At 52.8% G+C, this 20,884-nt stretch carries 15 protein-coding genes and 1 pseudogene; 15 read left to right on the top strand and 1 reads right to left on the bottom strand.

From position 1 onward, the window contains the following. From ACR0P9_RS00805 to ACR0P9_RS00755, 11 genes and pseudogenes are all read left to right on the top strand, one after another. Positions 1-1,407: pseudogene (locus tag ACR0P9_RS00805) on the top strand (DNA-directed RNA polymerase subunit beta); the annotation flags it as partial. A gap of 2 nt (positions 1,408-1,409) precedes the next feature. Continuing rightward, positions 1,410-4,946, top strand: a complete 3,537-nt coding sequence (gene rpoC / locus ACR0P9_RS00800; protein ID WP_432616947.1) for a DNA-directed RNA polymerase subunit beta' — start codon at positions 1,410-1,412, stop codon at positions 4,944-4,946. Positions 4,947-5,076: 130 nt separating this feature from the next. Then, entirely contained in the window at positions 5,077-5,478 is a 402-nt protein-coding gene (locus ACR0P9_RS00795; RefSeq protein WP_432616946.1) for a hypothetical protein, read from the top strand. 214 nt (positions 5,479-5,692) lie between these two features. After that, a complete protein-coding gene (locus ACR0P9_RS00790; RefSeq protein ID WP_432616945.1) occupies positions 5,693-5,935 on the top strand; it encodes a L7Ae/L30e/S12e/Gadd45 family ribosomal protein in 243 nt (80 codons plus the stop codon). A 64-nt stretch (positions 5,936-5,999) separates the two neighbouring features. Continuing rightward, positions 6,000-6,419: a 30S ribosomal protein S12 gene (rpsL, locus tag ACR0P9_RS00785; RefSeq protein ID WP_216469793.1), complete on the top strand. Its 420-nt coding sequence runs from the start codon at positions 6,000-6,002 to the stop codon at positions 6,417-6,419. 190 nt (positions 6,420-6,609) lie between these two features. Then, positions 6,610-7,080, top strand: a complete 471-nt coding sequence (gene rpsG / locus ACR0P9_RS00780) for a 30S ribosomal protein S7 (protein WP_216469792.1) — start codon at positions 6,610-6,612, stop codon at positions 7,078-7,080. A 36-nt stretch (positions 7,081-7,116) separates the two neighbouring features. Next, entirely contained in the window at positions 7,117-9,201 is a 2,085-nt protein-coding gene (fusA, locus tag ACR0P9_RS00775) for an elongation factor G (protein WP_432616944.1), read from the top strand. Positions 9,202-9,369: 168 nt separating this feature from the next. Further along, positions 9,370-10,572, top strand: coding sequence for an elongation factor Tu (gene tuf / locus ACR0P9_RS00770; protein WP_432616943.1), 1,203 nt, complete (start codon positions 9,370-9,372; stop codon positions 10,570-10,572). A gap of 120 nt (positions 10,573-10,692) precedes the next feature. After that, positions 10,693-12,957: an SF1B family DNA helicase RecD2 gene (recD2, locus tag ACR0P9_RS00765; protein WP_432616942.1), complete on the top strand. Its 2,265-nt coding sequence runs from the start codon at positions 10,693-10,695 to the stop codon at positions 12,955-12,957. 2 nt (positions 12,958-12,959) lie between these two features. Then, the gene (locus ACR0P9_RS00760; RefSeq protein WP_432616941.1) at positions 12,960-13,586 is read left to right on the top strand and encodes a ComF family protein; all 627 of its coding nucleotides are present in this window, start codon (positions 12,960-12,962) and stop codon (positions 13,584-13,586) included. Between the two features lie 116 nt (positions 13,587-13,702). Continuing rightward, positions 13,703-14,707, top strand: coding sequence for a rod shape-determining protein (locus ACR0P9_RS00755; RefSeq protein ID WP_432616940.1), 1,005 nt, complete (start codon positions 13,703-13,705; stop codon positions 14,705-14,707). A 51-nt stretch (positions 14,708-14,758) separates the two neighbouring features. On the opposite strand, the gene murC is transcribed toward ACR0P9_RS00755, so the two are convergent. Then, the gene (murC, locus tag ACR0P9_RS00750; protein WP_432616939.1) at positions 14,759-16,141 is read right to left on the bottom strand and encodes a UDP-N-acetylmuramate--L-alanine ligase; all 1,383 of its coding nucleotides are present in this window, start codon (positions 16,139-16,141) and stop codon (positions 14,759-14,761) included. Between the two features lie 254 nt (positions 16,142-16,395). On the opposite strand from murC, the gene ACR0P9_RS00745 reads away from it, so the two are divergent. The 4 genes from ACR0P9_RS00745 to ACR0P9_RS00730 form a co-directional block, all read left to right on the top strand. Continuing rightward, a complete protein-coding gene (locus ACR0P9_RS00745) occupies positions 16,396-17,577 on the top strand; it encodes an MGDG synthase family glycosyltransferase (protein ID WP_432616938.1) in 1,182 nt (393 codons plus the stop codon). A 113-nt stretch (positions 17,578-17,690) separates the two neighbouring features. Then, positions 17,691-18,209: an RNA polymerase sigma factor gene (locus ACR0P9_RS00740; RefSeq protein ID WP_432616937.1), complete on the top strand. Its 519-nt coding sequence runs from the start codon at positions 17,691-17,693 to the stop codon at positions 18,207-18,209. Further along, positions 18,206-18,994, top strand: coding sequence for a hypothetical protein (locus ACR0P9_RS00735; RefSeq protein WP_432616936.1), 789 nt, complete (start codon positions 18,206-18,208; stop codon positions 18,992-18,994). Before ACR0P9_RS00740 ends, ACR0P9_RS00735 begins: the two co-directional genes overlap by 4 nt. A gap of 319 nt (positions 18,995-19,313) precedes the next feature. Continuing rightward, the coding region (locus tag ACR0P9_RS00730; protein WP_432616935.1) for a class I adenylate-forming enzyme family protein at positions 19,314-20,884 on the top strand (1,571 nt) is incomplete at its 3' end.

Below are 20,884 nucleotides of genomic sequence, written 5' to 3'. Positions count from 1 at the left end.
CTGATCGGCTTCATGACTTGGGAAGGTTATAACTACGAGGATGCTGTACTGCTCAACGAGCGTCTGGTTCGTGACGACGTATACACCTCGATTCATATTGAAGAATACGAATCCGAATCCCGCGATACCAAGCTGGGACCGGAAGAAATCACCCGTGACATCCCGAATGTCGGCGATGACGCTCTGCGTGATCTGGACGAGCGCGGCATTATCCGCATCGGTGCAGAGGTTCACTCCGGTGATATTCTGGTTGGTAAGGTTACCCCGAAGGGCGAGACCGAGCTGACCGCAGAAGAGCGCCTGCTGCGCGCCATCTTCGGCGAAAAGGCACGCGAAGTACGTGATACGTCCCTGCGTGCACCGCACGGCGAGGCCGGCATCGTTGTCGATGTCAAGGTGTTCACCCGTGAGGGCGGAGATGACATGTCTCCTGGCGTAAACATGACGGTTCGCGTATACATCGCACAGAAGAGAAAGATCTCTGTCGGCGATAAGATGGCAGGCCGCCATGGTAACAAGGGTGTCGTTTCCCGCATTCTGCCGCAGGAGGATATGCCGTTCCTCGAAGACGGTACTCCGCTGGACATCGTACTGAACCCGTTGGGCGTGCCGTCTCGAATGAATATCGGACAGGTACTGGAAGTACATCTGGGCTATGCTGCTATGAGCATGGGCTGGAAGATTGCAACGCCGGTATTTGACGGCGCGAGCGAGCAGGATATTGCCGATGCCCTCAAGGCAGCAGGCAAGAACCCGAACGGTAAGTCTGTTCTGTACGATGGACGTACCGGTGAGAAGTTTGACAATGAAGTAACCGTTGGTTACATGTATTACCTGAAGCTGCATCATCTGGTTGATGATAAGATTCATGCACGTTCTACTGGTCCGTACTCTCTGGTAACCCAGCAGCCGCTCGGCGGTAAGGCACAGTTCGGCGGCCAGCGTTTCGGCGAGATGGAAGTTTGGGCCCTCGAGGCATACGGCGCAGCATACACGCTGCAGGAAATCCTGACCGTCAAGTCCGACGATATTGTCGGCCGTGTCAAGACCTACGAGGCAATTGTCAAGGGTCACAACATTCCGGCAGCCGGCATTCCGGAGTCCTTCAAGGTACTCATCAAGGAATTGCAGTCCCTGTGCTTGGATATTCGCGTGCTGGACGAGCAGGGTGAGGAAATCATTCTGACCGACGACGATGATGAAACCACCAACTTCAGCCAGGTTGAGCGCGAGAACCGCTCGCATGCAACCGCTGAAGAGTTTGAAGCAGCCGGTTATGGTGTTTCGGATGCAGAAGACGGCGATCATCCGCTGATGGAGGATGACGCAGCTTACACCGACACCAGCGCAGAGGCAGACGATCTGTTCGGCAGCGATGACGGTTTTGACAGCGATACGGAGGAGTAAGCATGGGATACAATACGTTTAATGCAATTAAAATCGGCCTTGCTTCGCCGGAGCTCATCCGCGAATGGTCTTACGGCGAGGTCAAGAAGCCGGAAACCATCAACTATAGAACACTGAAGCCGGAGCGCGACGGTCTGTTCTGTGAGCGCATCTTTGGACCGCAGAAGGACTGGGAGTGCCACTGCGGACGCTACAAGAAGGTTCGCTATAAGGGCAAGATCTGTGAGCGCTGCGGTGTTGAAGTTACCAAGTCCAAGGTACGCCGCGAGCGTATGGGTCACATCGAGCTGGCTGCACCGGTATCTCATATCTGGTACTTCAAGGGCATTCCGTCCCGCATGGGTCTGATTCTGGATATGTCCCCGCGTCTTCTGGAGAAGGTACTGTACTTTGCCGCTTATATCGTAACCGATCCGGGCGAAGGCACCGGCCTGATTAAGAAGCAGATTCTGACCGAGCGCGAGTACCGCGATATGCGCGAGAAGTTCGAGGACGACTTTGAGGCTGCTATGGGTGCTGAGGCTATCCAAAAGCTGCTGAAGGAGCTGGATCTGGAGCAGCTGAGCGTTGAGCTGAAGGCTGAGCTGAAGAATGCAACGGGTCAGAAGCGCGTTCGCATTATCAAGCGTCTGGAAGTTGTCGAGGCGTTCCGTCAGTCCGGCAACCGTCCGGAGTGGATGATTATGGACGTTGTTCCGGTCATCCCGCCGGAAATCCGCCCGATGGTACAGTTGGACGGCGGTCGTTTTGCGACCTCCGACCTGAACGATCTGTATCGTCGTGTTATCAACAGAAATAACCGTCTGAAGCGCCTGCTGGAGCTGGGCGCACCGGACATCATTGTTCGCAACGAGAAGCGTATGCTGCAGGAAGCTGTTGACGCGCTGATCGATAACGGCCGCCGCGGCCGTCCGGTAACCGGCCCGAACAACCGCCCGCTCAAGTCCCTCTCCGATATGCTGAAGGGCAAGCAGGGACGTTTCCGTCAGAACCTGCTCGGCAAGCGTGTTGACTACTCTGGCCGTTCCGTAATCGTCGTAGGTCCGGATCTGAAGATTTATCAGTGCGGCCTGCCGAAGGAAATGGCAATCGAGCTGTTTAAGCCGTTTATCATGAAGCGTCTGGTTCAGACCGGTGTTGCATCCAACATCAAGTCTGCCAAGAAGATGGTAGAGCGCGGCAAGCCGGAGGTTTGGGATGCACTCGAGACCGTCATCAAGGGTCATCCGGTTCTGCTGAACCGTGCCCCGACGCTGCACCGTCTGGGTATCGAAGCATTCGAGCCGATCCTTGTAGAAGGCCGTGCAATCAAGCTGCATCCGCTGGTTTGTACCGCATTTAACGCCGACTTCGACGGCGACCAGATGGCTGTGCATCTGCCGCTGAGCGTTGAGGCACAGGCTGAGGCACGTCTGCTGATGCTGTCCGCCAACAACCTGCTCAAGCCGCAGGACGGCAAGCCGGTAACCGTACCGTCTCAGGATATGGTACTTGGCTCTTACTACCTGACCATCGACCGCGACACCGAAAAGGGTGCCGGCAAGGTATTCCGCAATGAGGACGAGGCTCTGATGGCATACGATGAAGGCGTCATCGGCATTCATGCACCGATCAAGGTGCGCAGAAGCGTTGTCGTAGACGGTGAGACCGTTACCGGCATCGTTGATGCAACCGCAGGCCGCCTGATCTTCAACCAGAAGATCCCGCAGGATCTGGGCTTCATCGAGAGACATACCAAGGAAGACATGCTCAAGCTGGAAATCATGCAGACTTGCGGCAAGAAGCAGCTTGGTAAGATCATTGACAAGTGCATTCGCAAGCATGGCTTTAACGTTACCGCTGAGGTACTGGACGCCATCAAGGCAATGGGCTATAAATACTCGACAAAGGGTGCTCTGACCGTATCCTTCTCTGACATCGCTGTTCCGGAACAGAAGCAGAGCTTGATCGAAGCTTCTGAGAAGAAGGTTGCAGCAATCGACCGCAAGTACAAGCGCGGCTTTATTACTGACGCCGAGCGTTACCGTCTGGTTGTTAAGGAGTGGGAGGAGACCACCAAGGTCGTAACCGACGCTCTTCAGGAGAAGATGGAAAGCGACCGCTTCAACCCGATTCACATGATGGCACAGTCCGGTGCTCGAGGTTCTATCAACCAGATCCGTCAGCTGGCAGGTATGCGTGGCCTGATGGCAAACGCAGCCGGCCGCACCATCGAGATCCCGGTTAAGTCGAACTTCCGTGAGGGTCTGTCCGTATTGGAGTACTTCATCTCCGCTCGAGGCGCTCGTAAGGGCTTGGCAGATACCGCACTGCGTACCGCCGACTCTGGTTACCTGACCCGTCGAATGGTTGACGTATCGCAGGAAGTTATCATCCGCGAGGAAGACTGCGGCGCGAAGATCGGTATCTGGGTCGAGGACATCATGGAAGGCAATTCCTGCATCGAGCCGCTGGCTGAGCGTCTGGTTGGCCGTTACCCGGTTGACGATGTGGTCCATCCGGAGACCGGCGAGATCCTCCAGCACAAGGAAGACATGATGACCGAGCAGGATGCAGAGCGCATCGTTGCTGCTGGCATCAAGAAGGTACAGATTCGTACCGTTCTGCAGTGCCGCGCACGCAAGGGCGTTTGTGCACACTGCTATGGCTCCAACCTGGCATTCAACGCAGAGTGCGCGATGGGCGAAGCAGTCGGCGTTATCGCAGCACAGTCCATCGGCGAGCCGGGCACCCAGCTTACCATGCGTACCTTCCATTCCGGCGGTATCGCAGGTTCCGATATTACGCAGGGTCTTCCGCGAGTTGAAGAACTGTTCGAGGCTAGAAAGCCGAAGAAGGTTGCTACTCTGGCTGAAATCGGCGGCGTAGTTACCATTGAAGAGTCCAAGCGTACCACGGTTCGTACCGTAAACGTTGTCAACCAGCAGACTGGCGAGACCAAGAGCTACCAGCTGGCTTCCTCCTCCGGCATCCGCGTACACGATGGCGATGTGATTCCGCAGGGCTTCCAGCTCAACGAGGGCGCTCTGAACCCGCATGACATTCTGCGCATCCTGAATCCGCGTGCCGTTGAGGATTACCTGCTGAAGGAAGTTCAGAAGGTATACCGTCAGCAGGGCGTAGATCTGAACGACAAGCACATCGAAGTTATCGTTCGTCAGATGATGCGTAAGATCAAGGTTGAGGACGCAGGCGATACCGATCTGCTGCCGGGCGCAATGCTGACCATTCTCGAGCTGGAAGATGCAAACGAGAAGGTACAGGAGCGCATGGACGCAGGCGAAACCGGCTTGACCTTCGCAACTGCTTCTCCGGTACTCATGGGTATCACAAAGGCTGCTCTGGCAACCGAGTCCTTCCTGTCTGCTGCATCCTTCCAGGAGACCACCCGTGTCCTGACCGATGCTGCTATCAAGGGTAAGGTTGACCCGCTGACCGGTCTGAAGGAGAACGTTCTGATCGGTAAGCTGATTCCGGCAGGCTCTGGTCTGAAGGAATACCGCAGCGGTCACTACGAAGAAATTCATAACATGGACTAAGATTCATCGATGATATAGAAAATCCCCTCGGAGAAATCCGAGGGGATTTTTGTCAACTTTCACAGATGAAATTTTTGATATGATATGCTATACTGTGTCGAGTAAACACAATCCCCAAGGGGAGTTTTCCATGATGAAACACGAGAAACTTTGGAAATACGGCTGCTTTTTTGCGGCGCTGGTACTGGTCACTTATGGTGTCTATTTGGCACGCATTGATGCGGTGCTGCGCGGTGCCTGTAAAAAACAGCTGCATCACAGCCGGTTTGCCACGTATGGTCTGTATCTGTTTTGTCTCATCGCAGCAGCTTTGATGCTGTATGCCGTGTGGCTTTGGATTGCCGAGACCGTCAAGAAAAAACAGATCCTCTGTACAACGGTGCTGGCGGTGTGCCTGTGTGCGTTTTTGGCGGCGGGATACCAAGACTATCATGAAGAGGTCTATCAGCGTTCGACCGTATCCGCACAGAAGAACTATCAAATGCTGTATGAAAAAGGTCTTTTTTACGATTTAAAGAGCTTGTTTCGATAAACACATGCAGGAATCGAGAGCATATCCTGCATGGGAGAAAAACCGGAAAATTTTGTCTCATAAAAGGAATTTTTTTGTCGTTTGTGCAATATTACGCATAAATCTCGAAAAGAAGGACATCCTGTCTTCAGGTTCGTAGAATTCCGAAAAAAAGCATTGACAGGATGTGACTTATGGGGTAAAATAAACGGGTATGCGATAAGGAGGTATATCTATGCTCTCTCAGCTGTCTTCGGCGGCAAAGGTCGTCGGCGTCAAGCAGTCAAAAAAAGTCATCCGTGACGGCAGTGCCAAACAGGTATTCATTGCGGCGGACGCAGAGCGTCGGATTACCGCACCAATCTATGAACTGTGTGAAGTACACAGCGTTCCGGTGACTGAGGTTCCGTCTATGAAGGAACTGGGAAGCGCAGTCGGCATTGCAGTCGGCGCAGCAGTCGTCACCGTTATTTCTTGATTTTAACGGGACAAACTCCCGCTGAAATAAATCTATTCAATCTTTTGAAGGAGGTGCAAGTTAAATGCCAACCTTTAACCAGCTCGTTCGCAAGGGTAGAAAGGAAACTGAGTACAAGTCCACTGCCCCGGCACTTCAGGTAGGTCTGAACTCTCTGAAGAAGAAGGAGACCAAGCAGTCTTCTCCGCAGAAGAGAGGCGTCTGCACTACTGTCAAGACTATGACCCCGAAGAAGCCGAACTCTGCACTGCGTAAGGTAGCCCGTGTTAAGCTGACCAACGGTATGGAAGTTTCCGCTTACATCCCGGGTATCGGCCACAACCTGCAGGAGCATTCCGTAGTAATGGTACGCGGCGGTCGTGTCAAGGACCTTCCGGGTGTACGTTACCACATCATCCGCGGCACTCTGGATACCCAGGGCGTTGCAAACCGCAATCAGGCTCGTTCTAAGTACGGCGCTAAGCGTCCGAAGGCAGGCAAGTAAGCCTAAGAGCCTAAAACCCACACATCACCCGTGCGTTTGACTTGAACACAGTTCAGCAAAGCAGAAAAAGCTTTGTCCTGAGCGTTGTTTGAATAGATTTTATTTCAGACACCTCGGACAGGCGATGACAAAAGCCAGGGGTGGCTTTTGAAGTACCTATGAAATCATTATTGTGAAGGAGGGAAGTATCGTGCCAAGAAGAGGTTTTGTTCCCAAGAGAGAAGTTCTGGCGGATCCGATCTACGGTTCCCAGCTCGTTACCAAGCTGATTAACTCCATCATGCTGGACGGCAAGAAGGGCGTTGCTCAGAAGGTTGTTTACGGTGCTTTTGACATCGTGAAGGAGAAGTCTGGCCGCGATCCGTTAGAAGTATTTATCGAGGCTATGGATAACATCATGCCGTCCCTGGAAGTTAAGGCTCGCCGTGTAGGCGGTGCTACCTACCAGGTTCCGATGGAAGTTCGTCCGGAGAGACGTCAGACTCTGGGTCTGCGCTGGATCACCAAGTACTCCCGTGCTCGTTCCGAGAGAACAATGGCAGAGAGACTAGCTGGCGAGATCATGGATGCAGTGAACAATCTGGGCGGTTCTGTTAAGAAGCGTGAAGATACCCATAAGATGGCAGAGGCTAACAAGGCATTTGCTCATTACAGATACTAATCTGTAACCGGGTGACTTTACGAAAGGAGAAATACCATGCCAAGAGAGTTTTCACTGGAAAATACTAGAAACATTGGTATCATGGCGCACATCGATGCTGGTAAGACCACGACGACAGAGCGTATTCTGTACTACACTGGTCGTACCCATAAGATCGGTGAGACCCATGAGGGCGCTTCCCAGATGGACTGGATGGTACAGGAGAAGGAACGTGGTATCACCATTACTTCCGCTGCTACTACCTGCCACTGGAAGGGTCATCGAATCAACATCATCGACACCCCGGGCCACGTTGACTTTACTGTAGAAGTTCAGCGTTCCCTGCGTGTACTGGACGGCTCCGTTTGCGTATTCTGCGCAAAGGGCGGTGTAGAGCCGCAGTCTGAGACCGTATGGCATCAGGCTAACGACTACATGGTTCCGCGTATGGCGTTCGTCAACAAGATGGACATCATGGGTGCGAACTTCTACAACGTTGTTCAGATGATGAAGGATCGCCTGAAGTGCGTTCCGGTTCCGATTCAGCTGCCGATTGGCTCTGAGAGCGATTTCGTTGGTATCATCGACCTGATGACCATGCGCGCAGAGGTTTACTATGATGACCTCGGCAAGGATGTCCGCGATGAGGATATTCCGGCAGATATGGTTGAGAAGGCTCAGCAGTACCATGACGAGATGGTAGAGCTGATCTGCGATACCGATGAAGATCTGATGATGATGTACCTGGAGGGCGAAGAGATTCCGGTTGAGGATCTGAAGAAGGCACTCCGCAAGGCTACCATCGACAACAAGCTGGTTCCGGTACTGTGTGGTACCGCTTACCGCAACAAGGGCGTTCAGATGCTTCTGGATGCAATTGTTGATTACATGCCGGCTCCGATTGATATTCCGCCGATCAAGGGTATCAACCCGGACACCGACGAAGAGGATGAGCGTCCGTCCGATGACGAGGCTCCGTTCTCTGCACTGGCGTTCAAGATTGCCACCGACCCGTTCGTTGGCCGTCTGTCCTTCTTCCGCGTATACTCCGGTACCCTGGAGGCTGGTACTTCCGTACTCAACGCCACCAAGGACAAGCGCGAGAGAATGGGTCGAATCCTGCTGATGCACGCAAACCATCGTGAGGACATTACCAAGGTATACTCCGGCGATATTGCAGCAGCTGTAGGCTTCAAGAACACCACCACCGGCGACACGCTGTGCGACGAAAAGCACCCGATCATCCTGGAGTCTATGAACTTCCCGGATCCGGTTATCCGTGTTGCTATCGAGCCGAAGACCAAGGCTGGTCAGGAGAAGATGGGTATCGCGCTGGCTAAGCTGGCAGAAGAAGACCCGACCTTCAAGACCTACACCGACGAAGAGACTGGTCAGACCATCATTGCTGGTATGGGCGAGCTCCATCTGGAGATCATCGTTGACCGTCTGCTCCGCGAGTTCAAGGTTGAGGCTAACGTAGGCAAGCCGCAGGTTGCTTACAAGGAAACCATCCGCCGCAAGGCAGACGTCGAGACCAAGTACGCTCGTCAGTCTGGTGGTAAGGGCCAGTATGGTCACGTTAAGATCACGCTGGAGCCGAACGAGCCGGGCGCTGGTTACGAGTTCGTCAATGCAGTTGTCGGCGGTGCTATTCCGAAGGAATACATCGAGCCGGTTAACCAGGGTATCCAGGGCGCTATGCAGAATGGTATTCTGGCAGGCTATCCGGTAGTTGACTGCAAGGTTACTCTGTATGATGGTTCTTATCATGAAGTCGACTCTTCCGAAATGGCATTTAAGATCGCTGGTTCTATGGCGTTCAAGGAAGCTATGAAGAAGGCTGATCCGGTTCTGACCGAGCCGATCATGCAGGTTGACGTTATGGTTCCGGAGGAATACATGGGCGACGTTATCGGCGACCTGAACTCCCGCCGTGGCCAGATTCAGGGCATGGAGCCGAGAGGCGCTGTACAGGCTATCTCTGCTAAGGTTCCGCTGTCCGAGATGTTCGGTTACGCTACCGACCTGCGCTCCCGTTCTCAGGGTCGTGGCCAGTACGTTATGCAGCCGAGCCACTATGCTGAAATCCCGAAGAGCATTGCGGACAAGATTATCTCTAACCGCAACAAGGCTCAGGGCTAATTTCTAAAAATACAGGCTCTCTTTCGCAAGAGAGAGAGCCTGATTTCGGATTTTGCAGATTTCTCTGTGAAATCTGTGAGGTAATACTTGCAATTTTGCAGGTATTATTATAAAATATAGCTGTATTTTACTACGCTAGTTCAATTATATTGAAGGAGGATTCCAACAATGGCAAAGGAAAAGTACGTAAGAGACCTGCCTCATGTTAACATTGGCACCATCGGCCACGTTGACCACGGCAAGACCACCCTTACCGCTGCAATCACCAAGGTTCTCGGCCTGCAGGGCGAAGCTGAGGTTATGAAGTATGATGAGATCGATAAGGCTCCGGAAGAGAAGGAGCGCGGCATCACCATCAACACCGCTCACGTAGAGTACAAGACCGCTAAGCGTCACTATGCTCACGTTGACTGCCCGGGCCATGCTGACTATGTAAAGAACATGATCACTGGCGCTGCTCAGATGGACGGTGCTATCCTGGTAGTATCTTCTGCTGACGGCCCGATGCCGCAGACCCGCGAGCACATCCTGCTGGCTCGTCAGGTAGGCGTACCGTATATCGTTGTATTCATGAACAAGGTTGACCAGGTAGACGACGAGGAGCTGCTGGATCTGGTAGAGATGGAGATCCGTGAGCTGCTGAACGACTACGACTTCCCGGGCGACGACGTTCCGATCATCCGTGGCACCGCTCTGGGCGTTCTGGAGTGCGATTCCACCGATCCGAATGCACCGGAGTACGCTTGCATCCATGAGCTGATGGACGCTGTTGACGAGTACATCCCGACTCCGGAGCGTAAGGCTGACCAGCCGTTCCTGATGCCGGTCGAGGACGTATTCTCCATCACCGGTCGTGGTACCGTTGCTACCGGTCGTGTAGAGCGTGGCCAGATCAAGATGGGCGAGGAAATCGAGATCGTAGGTCTGATGGACGCTCCGCGCAAGACCGTTGTTACCGGTATCGAGATGTTCCGCAAGCTGCTGGACTACGCTGAAGCTGGCGACAACATCGGCACCCTGCTGCGTGGTATCCAGAAGAACGAGGTTGAGCGTGGTCAGGTACTGGCTAAGCCGGGCACCATCCATCCGCATACCAAGTTCAAGGGCCAGGTATACGTTCTGAAGAAGGAAGAGGGCGGCCGCCATACTCCGTTCTTCAACAACTACCGTCCGCAGTTCTACTTCCGTACCACTGACGTTACTGGCGTTATCACTCTGCCGGAAGGCACTGAGATGTGCATGCCGGGCGACAACGTTGATATGGACGTAGCTCTGATCACCCCGATCGCTATCGAGAAGGGCCTGCGTTTCGCTATCCGTGAGGGTGGCCGTACCGTTGGTTCTGGCGTTGTTACCGAGATCTACGAATAATTTCGGAAACCACTCGATCGCTTATTGAAGTGCATTTTGTCCCGTCTGGAGAAATCCGGACGGGACTTTTTGCGTTCGGAAACTACTTGTGATATAATGCGAGAGAAAGGAGGAGAGAACATGGAAAATGAACTGCAAAGCATCAATGGAACCGTCGATGCTGTGATTTTTCAAAATGAAGACAATGGATATGCAGTCATCCGGCTGATAGAAGACGACGGAGAAGAAATCACTGCTGTTGGTACGATGCCGCAGATTTGCTTGGGAGAAGAGTTGATGCTGACCGGTCATTGGACAACTCATGCGTCGTATGGCGAACAGTTTTTGACGGAATATTTTGAACGTCGGATGCCGGCGACCGTCAAGGGCATTGCCGATTATCTGTCCTCCGGTATCATCAAGGGCATTGGTCCTAAGCTGGCAAAGAGAATTGCGGATCGCTTTGGCGAGGAGACCTTTGCCGTCATGGCAAATGAGCCGGAACGCTTAGCCAATATTTCCGGTATCACGGCGCGAAAAGCCGAACAAATCGGAGAACAATTCCGTCAGCAGACATCTATGCGCCGCTTGATGGAATTTTTGATGGAACATGAGCTGCCGCCGCAGCTTGCCGCGCAGTTGTATAAGCGATTTAAAGACAGTGCCATCGATCATGTGCTGGATAATCCCTATTTGCTATGCAGCGAAGAATTTGCTGTTGATTTTCAGCAGGCAGATGATTTGGCATTGTCGCAGGGAATGCCTTGGGATGCAGAAGAACGCATTCAAGCGGGTATTTTGTATACGCTGCAATTCAATCTGAGCAATGGTCATACGTTTATCCCAAAAGAAAAGCTGCTCGCCACAGCGGCACAGCTGCTGCAAGATGAAGATGGATATTTGCCGGAGCAGGAGCTTCTTGAACATCAGTTTACTCAGCTGCAAGATAACGGAAGACTGATTTGCGAATATATTTGCCGCCGCGATGCGGTATATTTGAATCCCATGCATGAAGCGGAAGTTTTTGTCGCGGATTATCTGACAGAACTGTCTGATACGGAATATGAATACGATTTTAATCTGCAAGAACTGCTCGCTACATTGGAGCAAGACAGTGCTGTCGTGTATGCACCGCGCCAGCGGCAGGCAATCGAATGGGCGGCGCGGTATGGTCTGGTCATTTTGACCGGCGGCCCGGGGACCGGTAAAACCACAACCGTTCGCGGTATGTTGGATTTTTATGATGCTGTGGGATTGAATGTCGTCTTGGCTGCGCCGACAGGCCGTGCTGCCAAGCGACTCAGTGAGCTGTGCGACAGAGAAGCAAAGACCATTCATCGACTGCTGGAGTCTGGGTATCGAAATGGAGAAGGACGCGCGGTATTTGCGCGCAATCAGCAAAATCCATTGGACTGTGATGTCGTAATCTTAGACGAAGTGTCGATGATAGATATTGTTCTAATGCAGGCCTTGCTGGAGGCAATGCCGCCGGAAACGCGATTAATTTTGGTCGGTGATGCTGACCAGCTGCCGCCGGTCGGCCCAGGTAATTTTTTGCGTGACTGCATCAGTTCTGAACGCATTCACACGGTAGAATTGGATGAAATTTTCCGTCAGGCACAGGAAAGTGCGATTGTGCGCAATGCTCATGCGATCAATCGCGGAGAAATGCCGGTCAGCGGCGGCCGCGAGGGAGATTTCTTTATCATGCGCAAGCACAGTGCAGAGGATGTCATGCAGACGGTTGTGGATTTGTGCCGCAAGCGTTTGCCGGATTATTACGGATTCTCTCCGGATCAAATTCAGGTGCTTACGCCGTCGCGCCGACAGGCTGCCGGAACACAGCAGCTCAATCGAATGCTGCAAGATGCGCTCAATCCGCCGGATGATGCCAAACCGGAAAAACGATACGGCGATACGATTTTCCGATTGGGTGACCGTGTGATGCAGGTGCGCAATAATTATGATATTGTCTGGGAAAAAGAGTACGATCCGGAAGAAGAGGGAACCGGCATGTTTAACGGCGATGTCGGAAAGATTGTCGGCATTTCTCTGCGGGATGAAAATCTCTGTGTACAGTTTGATGATAAATTGTCGCATTATACGTTTGATATGCTCGGAGAGTTGGAGCTGGCGTATGCCATGACCGTACACAAATCCCAAGGCAGTGAATTTGATGCGGTGATTGTCGCCCTGCCTGCGGGAATCGGCAGACGTCTGCTGACGAGAAATATTTTGTATACGGCGATTACGCGCGCCAAGAAGCTGCTTGTGCTTGTGGGAGATCCGGATGTGACGGAAACGATGGTGCATACCAATACGCGCAATCGGCGGTATAGTGCCCTGCGGGCACGGCTTATTCGCCAAGTGCCGGAAGATGCGCAGACAAGCCTCGAGGAGGAATAATCATGTCTCTGCTGTTCCCAACCAGCTGTATTTTGTGCGGACAGTCTATTACAGATAGGGAGGGCGGCTTGTGCAAAGATTGCCGCCAGCAGATGGAGTCGGACAGGCAGACGCTGACCTGTTATCCGCCGGAATATGTCAGTGAAGTGATTTGTGCCGGACGGTATCGCGGCAGCTATCGCACGGCGTTGCTGCGGCTGAAATATGCCGAACAGACTTATCGACTCAATCCCATTTCGGAACTTATGGCACAGGCGTGGGATTGGCATCACATGCCGCTGCCGGATGTCATTACCTGTGTGCCGATGAACGGCTGGCATAAATTTCGGCGCGGATTCAATCAGAGCGAAGAATTTGCCAAATATCTCTCGGAAAAATGGGGCGTGCCGTATGTGCCGCTGCTCAAGCGCAAATTGCTTTCGCACAAGCAGTCGAGATTGTCGGCAAAACAGCGGCAGGAAAATGCCGCGCGTTCGTTTGCACGGAAAAGCGATATAGATCTTTCCGGCAAACGAATTTTGCTGATTGATGATATTGTCACAACCGGCGCAACGGTGAGCAATTGCGCCAAACTGCTGCGGGAAGGCAAGCCGGAAACCGTTTGGGTGCTAGCTGCGGCGAAAGCCTGACCATTTGTCGAATAAAAATCAGTCATCCTGTGTATCATCGCATGACGGACGGGCATATACTTTGATATAGCCGTTCGGAAGAAGAAAGCGAGGAACACAGGATGTTTGATTATGCCATGGATTTAGGTACATCGTCGGTACTGTTGTATCGGGAAGGAAAAGGAATTGTCTTGCGGGAACCGTCTGTCGTGGCGATGCGCAGAAGTACGGGCAGTGTTGTTCGTGTCGGAAAAAAGGCGCGGGACATGCTTGGCAGGACACCGGAGGATTTGCTCGCTGTGCGTCCGGTGCGCGGCGGCGTGATTACCGATTGTTCCATTGCCGGAGCGATGACGAAAGTATTTTTAAAGCGCGCCGGGTGCGGCGGATTGATGCGCCCCAATCTGTTGATTTGTGTGCCGCCGCTGGTGTCTGAACTAGAGGAACGGGCGGTCATTGATGCGGGAATGCAGGCTGGTGCCTCACGGGTGTACTTGATGGAGCAGCCAGTTGCTGCTGCCGCCGGTGCGGGCGTTGATCCGGACAGCCCGAAAGGAACATTGGTCGTGGACATTGGCGGCGGTACGACGGATTTAGCAGTGATTTCACTGGGAGCTGTCGTGTGTGCTTCGTCCATCCGCATTGCCGGAGACAGCTGCGATGCGGCGATTCAAGAGCATGTCAAACAGCAGCACGATTTGCTCATTGGCATTTCTGCCGCAGAGAGCATCAAACAGAGCATCGGCAGTGTTCTGCCGAGAGAAGAGCTGTGTTCAGTGCCGGTGCGCGGACGGCGGGGATCAACAGGTTTGCCCGCCTGTGAAACCGTGACATCAGAGGAATTGATGCCGATTTTGCGCGAACAGGCAGATCTCATTCGGCAGGCTGTGTGTGCTCTGTTAGAGCGCACGCCGCCGGAATTGGTCGGAGATTTGACGGAAACCGGCATGGCTCTGGCGGGCGGCGGCTCGAAGCTGTACGGCATGGCGGAGTATCTCTCGCAGTCGCTGGGATTGGATGCGCATACCTCGGATGATCCGGAAACCTGCGTGATTCTCGGCACGCGCCGCACGCTGAACCAGTTGAAACAATTACATGACGGACCTATTAACCTCGCGCGCCGGAGACAGGGATTGGCATAAAAAAAGACTGCATTTCGCGTGAAATGCAGTCTTTTTTTGTTTGATAGAATCTTACTTCGCGTCAACACACAGCTTCGGGCCGATGGTGTTGATGTTGCCTGCGCCCATCGTGATGATGAGGTCATTCGGCTGAGCGATTTCACGGACACGCGCTTCGATCTGCTCAAACGACGGATAATACTCGCCGCCGTCCAGCTGATCGGCAATGTCCTTGCCGCTGACGCCAAAGGTGTTTTTCTCGCGGGCTGCGTAAATATCTGCCAGAATGGCCTTGTCGCACAGCTTGAGTGCTTCGACAAACTGCGGAAGCAGTGCCTTGGTGCGGGAATAGGTGTGCGACTGGAAAACGCAGATAATGCGGTCAAAATCCATCTCACGAGCGGTCTTGAGCGTTGCCATCATCTCGGTCGGGTGGTGTGCATAGTCATCGATGACGGTAGCACCGTTTGCCATGTGACCGGTCAGCTGGAACCGGCGGGAAGAACCCGTGAACTTCTTGAGACCTGCCGCAGATTTCTCTGCATCCAAACCGAGGAAGATACATACGCCGCAGGAAGCCAGTGCATTGAGCATGTTGTGGCGGCCCGGTACAGACAGGTCAACATGGGTAAAGAATTCGCCCTTGTGCATGACGTCAAAGCTGTAGTAGCCGTGGCGATCCGTGACGTTTTCCGGATAGACATCTGCTTCCGGCGTGGTGCCGAAGGTGATGCAGGTGCGGTCAATGCCCTGTACAGCCTGCATGGCATTGGCGGAATCGTGGTTGACGACAATCGCGCCGTTTTCCGGAACCAGCTCACAGAACCGATGGAACGAATGAATGATGTCGTTGATGTCCTTGAAGAAGTCCAGATGATCGGCATCGACATTCAGAACGACAGCAACCGTCGGATGGAAGCTGAGGAAGGAGTTGGTGTACTCACAGGACTCTGCGATGAAGTAATCGTGTGCGCCGATGCGCAGGGTGCCGCCGATGGCATCCAGATTGCTGCCGACCATGACGGTCGGGTCAGAGCCGCACTCCATGCCGACCATCGTCAGCATAGAAGTTGTCGTCGTTTTGCCGTGGGTGCCGGATACACAGACTGCGTGCTTGTATTCCAGCATGATCTTGCCCCAAGCCTGTGCGCGCTCCATAACCGGAACGCCCAGCTCGCGGGCATGAGCGATTTCCGGATTGTCATCGTGCACCGCAGCGGTACGGATGACAAGGTCTGCACCGTCTACGTTTTCCGGCAGGTGTGCGTATGTAATGTGTGCGCCGAGCTTGGTCAGCTTGTCCGTGACGTCGGATTCGGTGCGGTCGGAGCCGGTCACCTTTGCGCCGAGATGCAGCAGCAGCTCAGCGAGCGCAGACATGGACACGCCGCCGATACCGACGAGGTGAATGGTCTTATGGTCTGTTACATAGGACTTTAAAGAAAAGTCAGACATGAATCAAATGCCTCCAATTAAAATGACGGAATCCAAGGAATTCGATGGATTCGCAGATTTTTCTGTTCATAGGATATATTTCGACTTGTCTTACAAAATACATCGTATATATTATATGACAAATCCCATAGAAGATAAATAGTCAGAATGCAGAAAAATGGTTACAATACGGTAAAAATGATGGATTTCGCCCGCTATACGTTGCACTTGAGAAGGGAATAGGGTAAAATGAAACCCATAAGGTGGAGGATTACATGAAGATATTATTACTGTCGGTGACGGCGGGCTATGGACACCATGCCACAGCGAAGGCGTTGGCCGACCTGTTTCAGGAAAAAGGCGCAGAGGTTCAGATCGTCGATGTGTACGAATATATCAGCAAAATGATTCAGCAGGCACTGGCAAAGGGATACTTGCTTTCGTCTAAGTACACGCCGGAGCTGTATCGCCTGTTTTATGATAAAACCTCACAGACCAAGGAAAAGCTCAATAAGATGAACGTCGTCAAGCTCGTCAATACATTGGGTGCCTTTCGGTTTGAGTCGTTTGTGGAGAATTTTGAGCCGGATGCCATTGTGTGCACGCATGTGCTGGCGGCGCATTTGGTCAGTCAGATGAAGCAGCGCGGCATGGTCACCGCGCCGAGTATCGGCATCGCGACAGACTATTGCATCCATCCGTATTGGGAAGATGTGCTGTATATGGATGGCTTGGTCACGGCAAGTGAGCTGATTACCCAGACCGCCGTCAAGCGCGGCATTCCAGAGGAACGCCTGCTGCCGTTTGGCATTCCGGTGCACCCGAAATTCAATCAGCGTATCGCAAAAGAGGACGCACGCAGACAATTGGGACTGGATACAGAGCGTCCGGTGCTGCTCGTCATGAGCGGCAGCATGGGATACGGCGACTGCGCAGAGACCGTGCAGCACATCGCCAATACCGGCGTGGATTTTCAGATTCTCGCTGTGTGCGGCAACAACAAAAAAGCCTATCAGCATTTGAACGATTTTCTCGAACGCTATACCGGCTCGTGCAGTATCCGTGTGATGGGCTTTGTGGACAATGTCGATATACTCATGAGTGCGGCGGATTGTATCATCACCAAGCCGGGCGGTCTGACCGTGACAGAGGCGATTGCCAAGGGCTTGCCGATGATTTTGGCGAATCCGATTCCGGGACAGGAAGAGCGCAATGTGGAGTTTTTGCTCAATAACGGCATGGCGATGCTTGTCACGAAGACATTTCCGCTGGATGAAGTGCTGTATTATTTGCTCAACAATCCGGTGCGCATTCGGACCATGCGGGAGACGATTGCGGCGCTGGGACATCCGGATGCCTCGGAAAAATTGGTCACATACGTCATGCATTTGGTCAATGAGCGGCAGGAGCAGCAGTCTTTGCTGAAACGCATGAAAACAGGAACCGACAACAAATAACAACCGGATAGACAAGGGAGCGAAAACGCTCCCTATTTTTTTGAAAAATTTTTCGGCGCATGTCACACGAAGAGGGGGCGAAACGTGTGTATAGTGAAAGGAGGTTGAGAACCATGCAGGATCATTCCGGACGTCCGGCGGGTGAATCAGCAGAACAGGTTTTTAAGATCTATGCAGATACGTTGTTTCGCTTCTGCTTTACCGTGACAGGCAATCAAGCAGATGCCGAAGATGCCGTGTCAGAGACCATGATTCGGTATATCACTCGTGCCCCGGCGTTTGACAGCGAGGAGCATCGAAAAGCATGGCTTCTGCGCGTGGCGGCAAATATTTGCCGAGACATGCACCGCTTTCATTTGCGCCATACCTATGTGTCCTTGGAGGACGCGTATAACCTATGTGCAGACGAAGAGCAAAATGATATTTTAGAAGAAGTCATGCGGCTGCCAAGAAAGCTGAAGACTGTGATTTATCTCTATTACATAGAAGGATACACATCGGAGGAAATCGCAGATATGCTGCATATTTCTGCCGCAGCCGTGCGCAAACGATTGCAGTATGGGCGAAGAAAGCTCAAGTTTGAGCTGGAAGAAAGCGGACAGCTGAAGCTGAAAGGGAGCGGAGAAACATGAGAGAAAACGACTATATCAAGACAACGCAGAAGATTCATATGCCCGATGACATGCGCACACGCATTTTACATCGCATGGCACAGGAGAACACCAAGGAGGTTCCGATTCATAGGATGAGACGAAATAAGAAAAAGATGGCAGCGGTTGTGGTTGCGGCAGCGATGGCTGTCGGCGGTTCCGCATTTGCATTCAGCGGCACGATTTCCTCGATTTTTTCGAGCAGTTCCAGTGACCCGGATTACACCAGTCTGCCGACTGCCCAGCAGTGCGAGCAGGATGCGGGATTTGCCCCGGCTCTGGTAAAAAACTTTGACAACGGTTTCGCTTTCAAAGACGGCACGGTTGTCAATAATCAGGAGCAGAATGAGGACGGTAAGACCGTCAACAAGTATGCATCGCTGGATTTCACCTACCAGAAAGGTGACCAGACCGTCACACTTGCACAGGACAAAGATGCACAGCATGATTCGGCAGAGGGTTCCTGCATCGCGCAGAAAGACGGCGTTTCCTACTACGAAACGACAAAGACAGAGAAATATGTGTCGGAATCTTACCTGAAGACCGAACAAGATAAGCTGGATGAAGCATCCGGTGATGTAGAGATTAATGTCGCAGACAGCGATGCCATTCACGCAGGTCAGAATGACAACAGCGTGGAGACCGATACCTATCACGGCATCAACTGGACAGCAAACGGCGTACACTACAGCCTGTACCAGATCAACGGCAGCTTGACCGCTGACCAGATGCTTGATATGGCACAGCAGATCACAGCGGCTGAGTAAGAAAATACGTAGATTTTGACGGCTCCCTCGTTGAGGGAGCTGTCATTTGCTTTGCAAATGACTGAGGGAGTAGCCGGTTCGTCCTGACGAATCAGGCTGACCCTGATACAGATTTGTTTGCGTGCTGCTCCTTCCGTCACGGCTGACGCCGCGCCACCTTCCTCAAGGAGGAAGGCTTATCCCGGGCAAGGGCAAATCTTCCTGCTTTTTCAATTGACAATTGTCCTTGTTTGTGTTACTTTTATATATAAAAGAGTTACGCTTTAAACGGGAAAAGAATCCCGCAGAATAGAGATTGATATGAGGAAGGACAGGGCTTATGCCAATTACCGATTTACTTGAGAAAAACAGCAAGCTGTACGGCAATGATGTCGCACTGGTTGAGCTGAATCCAGAGATTAAAGAAATCCGCCGCGTGACGTGGAAGGAATATGATTTGATGGAGCCGACACCGGCTTCGGATTACCGCCGAGAGATTACTTGGCATGTATTTGACGAGAAGGCAAACCGCTTTGCCAATCTGCTGCTCAGCCGCGGCATCAAAAAGGGCGATAAGGTCGCTATCCTGCTGATGAACTGTCTGGAGTGGCTGCCGGTTTACTTCGGCATTCTCAAGACCGGTGCGCTGGCTGTGCCGTTTAACTTCCGCTATGATACCGATGAGATTAAGTATTGCGCGGAGCTGGCAGAGGTCAATGCCATTGTCTTTGGCAATAACTTTATCGGCCGTCTGGAGCCGATTGCCGATGAGCTGGGACACAATCGTCTGATGTTCTATCTCGGCGAGGGCGGATGTCCGAGCTGGGCAGAGGATTACACGCATTTGGCAGCTAATTGCTCGAGCCAGGCACCGCTTATTGATATTACCGATGAAGATGATGCGGCGATTTACTTCTCTTCCGGCACAACCGGATTCCCGAAGGCGATTCTGCACAATCATGAATCGCTGATGCACGCCGCGCGCGTCGAGCAGCATCATCACGGTCAGACCAAGGACGATGTGTTCCTGTGCATTCCTCCGCTGTATCACACCGGTGCAAAGATGCATTGGTTCGGCAGTTTGATTTCCGGCGGCAAGGCCGTTTTGCTCAAGGGCACCAAGCCGAAGTACATCCTCGAAGCAGTTTCCAAGGAGCATTGCAGTATTGTATGGCTGCTGGTTCCGTGGGCACAGGATATTCTGGATGCGCTGGATCGCGGCGATTTGAAGCTGTCGGATTATGAGTTGGATCAGTGGAGACTGATGCACATCGGCGCACAGCCGGTTCCGCCGTCTCTGATTCGCCGCTGGAAGGCATATTTCCCGAACCATCAGTATGACACCAACTATGGCCTGAGTGAGTCGATTGGACCGGGCTGCGTACACTTGGGCGTGGAGAACATCAATAAGGTCGGCGCCATCGGCGTACCGGGCTTTGGCTGGGAGGCAAAGATTGTCGATGAAGACGGCAACGAAGTCGAGCAGGGCGAAGTCGGTGAGCTGTGTGTCAAGGGCCCGGGTGTCATGACCTGCTACTACCGCAACGAAGAGGCAACCGCAGAGACCCTCAAGGATGGCTGGCTGTTTACCGGAGATATGGCGCGTCAGGATGAGGATGGCTTCTACTTCCTTGTGGACCGCAAGAAGGACGTCATCATCAGCGGCGGCGAGAATATTTATCCGGTACAGATCGAAGACTTCCTGCGTGCCCATCCGGCTATTAAGGATGTGGCTGTCATCGGTATGCCGGATCAGCGTCTCGGCGAGATTACTGCCGCAATTATTGAAGTCAAGGAAGGCTTTAGCTGCTCGGAAGAGGAAATCCGCGATTACTGCATGAAGCTGCCGCGCTACAAGCGTCCGGTCAAGATCATCTTTGCAGATATTCCGCGCAACCCGACCGGCAAGAT

Source organism: Butyricicoccus sp. (genome assembly GCF_050872565.1).
In the GTDB taxonomy this organism is placed as follows: Bacteria; Bacillota; Clostridia; order Oscillospirales; family Butyricicoccaceae; genus Butyricicoccus_A.
This window is presented reverse-complemented; position numbering and strand designations above follow the sequence as displayed.

Coding starts and splice junctions, on each gene's coding strand:
- rpoC (WP_432616947.1), top strand. CDS start 1,410: ATGGGATACAATACGTTTAATGCAATTAAAATCGGCCTTGCTTCGCCG.
- ACR0P9_RS00795 (WP_432616946.1), top strand. CDS start 5,077: ATGATGAAACACGAGAAACTTTGGAAATACGGCTGCTTTTTTGCGGCG.
- ACR0P9_RS00790 (WP_432616945.1), top strand. CDS start 5,693: ATGCTCTCTCAGCTGTCTTCGGCGGCAAAGGTCGTCGGCGTCAAGCAG.
- rpsL (WP_216469793.1), top strand. CDS start 6,000: ATGCCAACCTTTAACCAGCTCGTTCGCAAGGGTAGAAAGGAAACTGAG.
- fusA (WP_432616944.1), top strand. CDS start 7,117: ATGCCAAGAGAGTTTTCACTGGAAAATACTAGAAACATTGGTATCATG.
- tuf (WP_432616943.1), top strand. CDS start 9,370: ATGGCAAAGGAAAAGTACGTAAGAGACCTGCCTCATGTTAACATTGGC.
- recD2 (WP_432616942.1), top strand. CDS start 10,693: ATGGAAAATGAACTGCAAAGCATCAATGGAACCGTCGATGCTGTGATT.
- ACR0P9_RS00760 (WP_432616941.1), top strand. CDS start 12,960: ATGTCTCTGCTGTTCCCAACCAGCTGTATTTTGTGCGGACAGTCTATT.
- ACR0P9_RS00755 (WP_432616940.1), top strand. CDS start 13,703: ATGGATTTAGGTACATCGTCGGTACTGTTGTATCGGGAAGGAAAAGGA.
- murC (WP_432616939.1), bottom strand. CDS start 16,141: ATGTCTGACTTTTCTTTAAAGTCCTATGTAACAGACCATAAGACCATT.
- ACR0P9_RS00745 (WP_432616938.1), top strand. CDS start 16,396: ATGAAGATATTATTACTGTCGGTGACGGCGGGCTATGGACACCATGCC.
- ACR0P9_RS00740 (WP_432616937.1), top strand. CDS start 17,691: ATGCAGGATCATTCCGGACGTCCGGCGGGTGAATCAGCAGAACAGGTT.
- ACR0P9_RS00735 (WP_432616936.1), top strand. CDS start 18,206: ATGAGAGAAAACGACTATATCAAGACAACGCAGAAGATTCATATGCCC.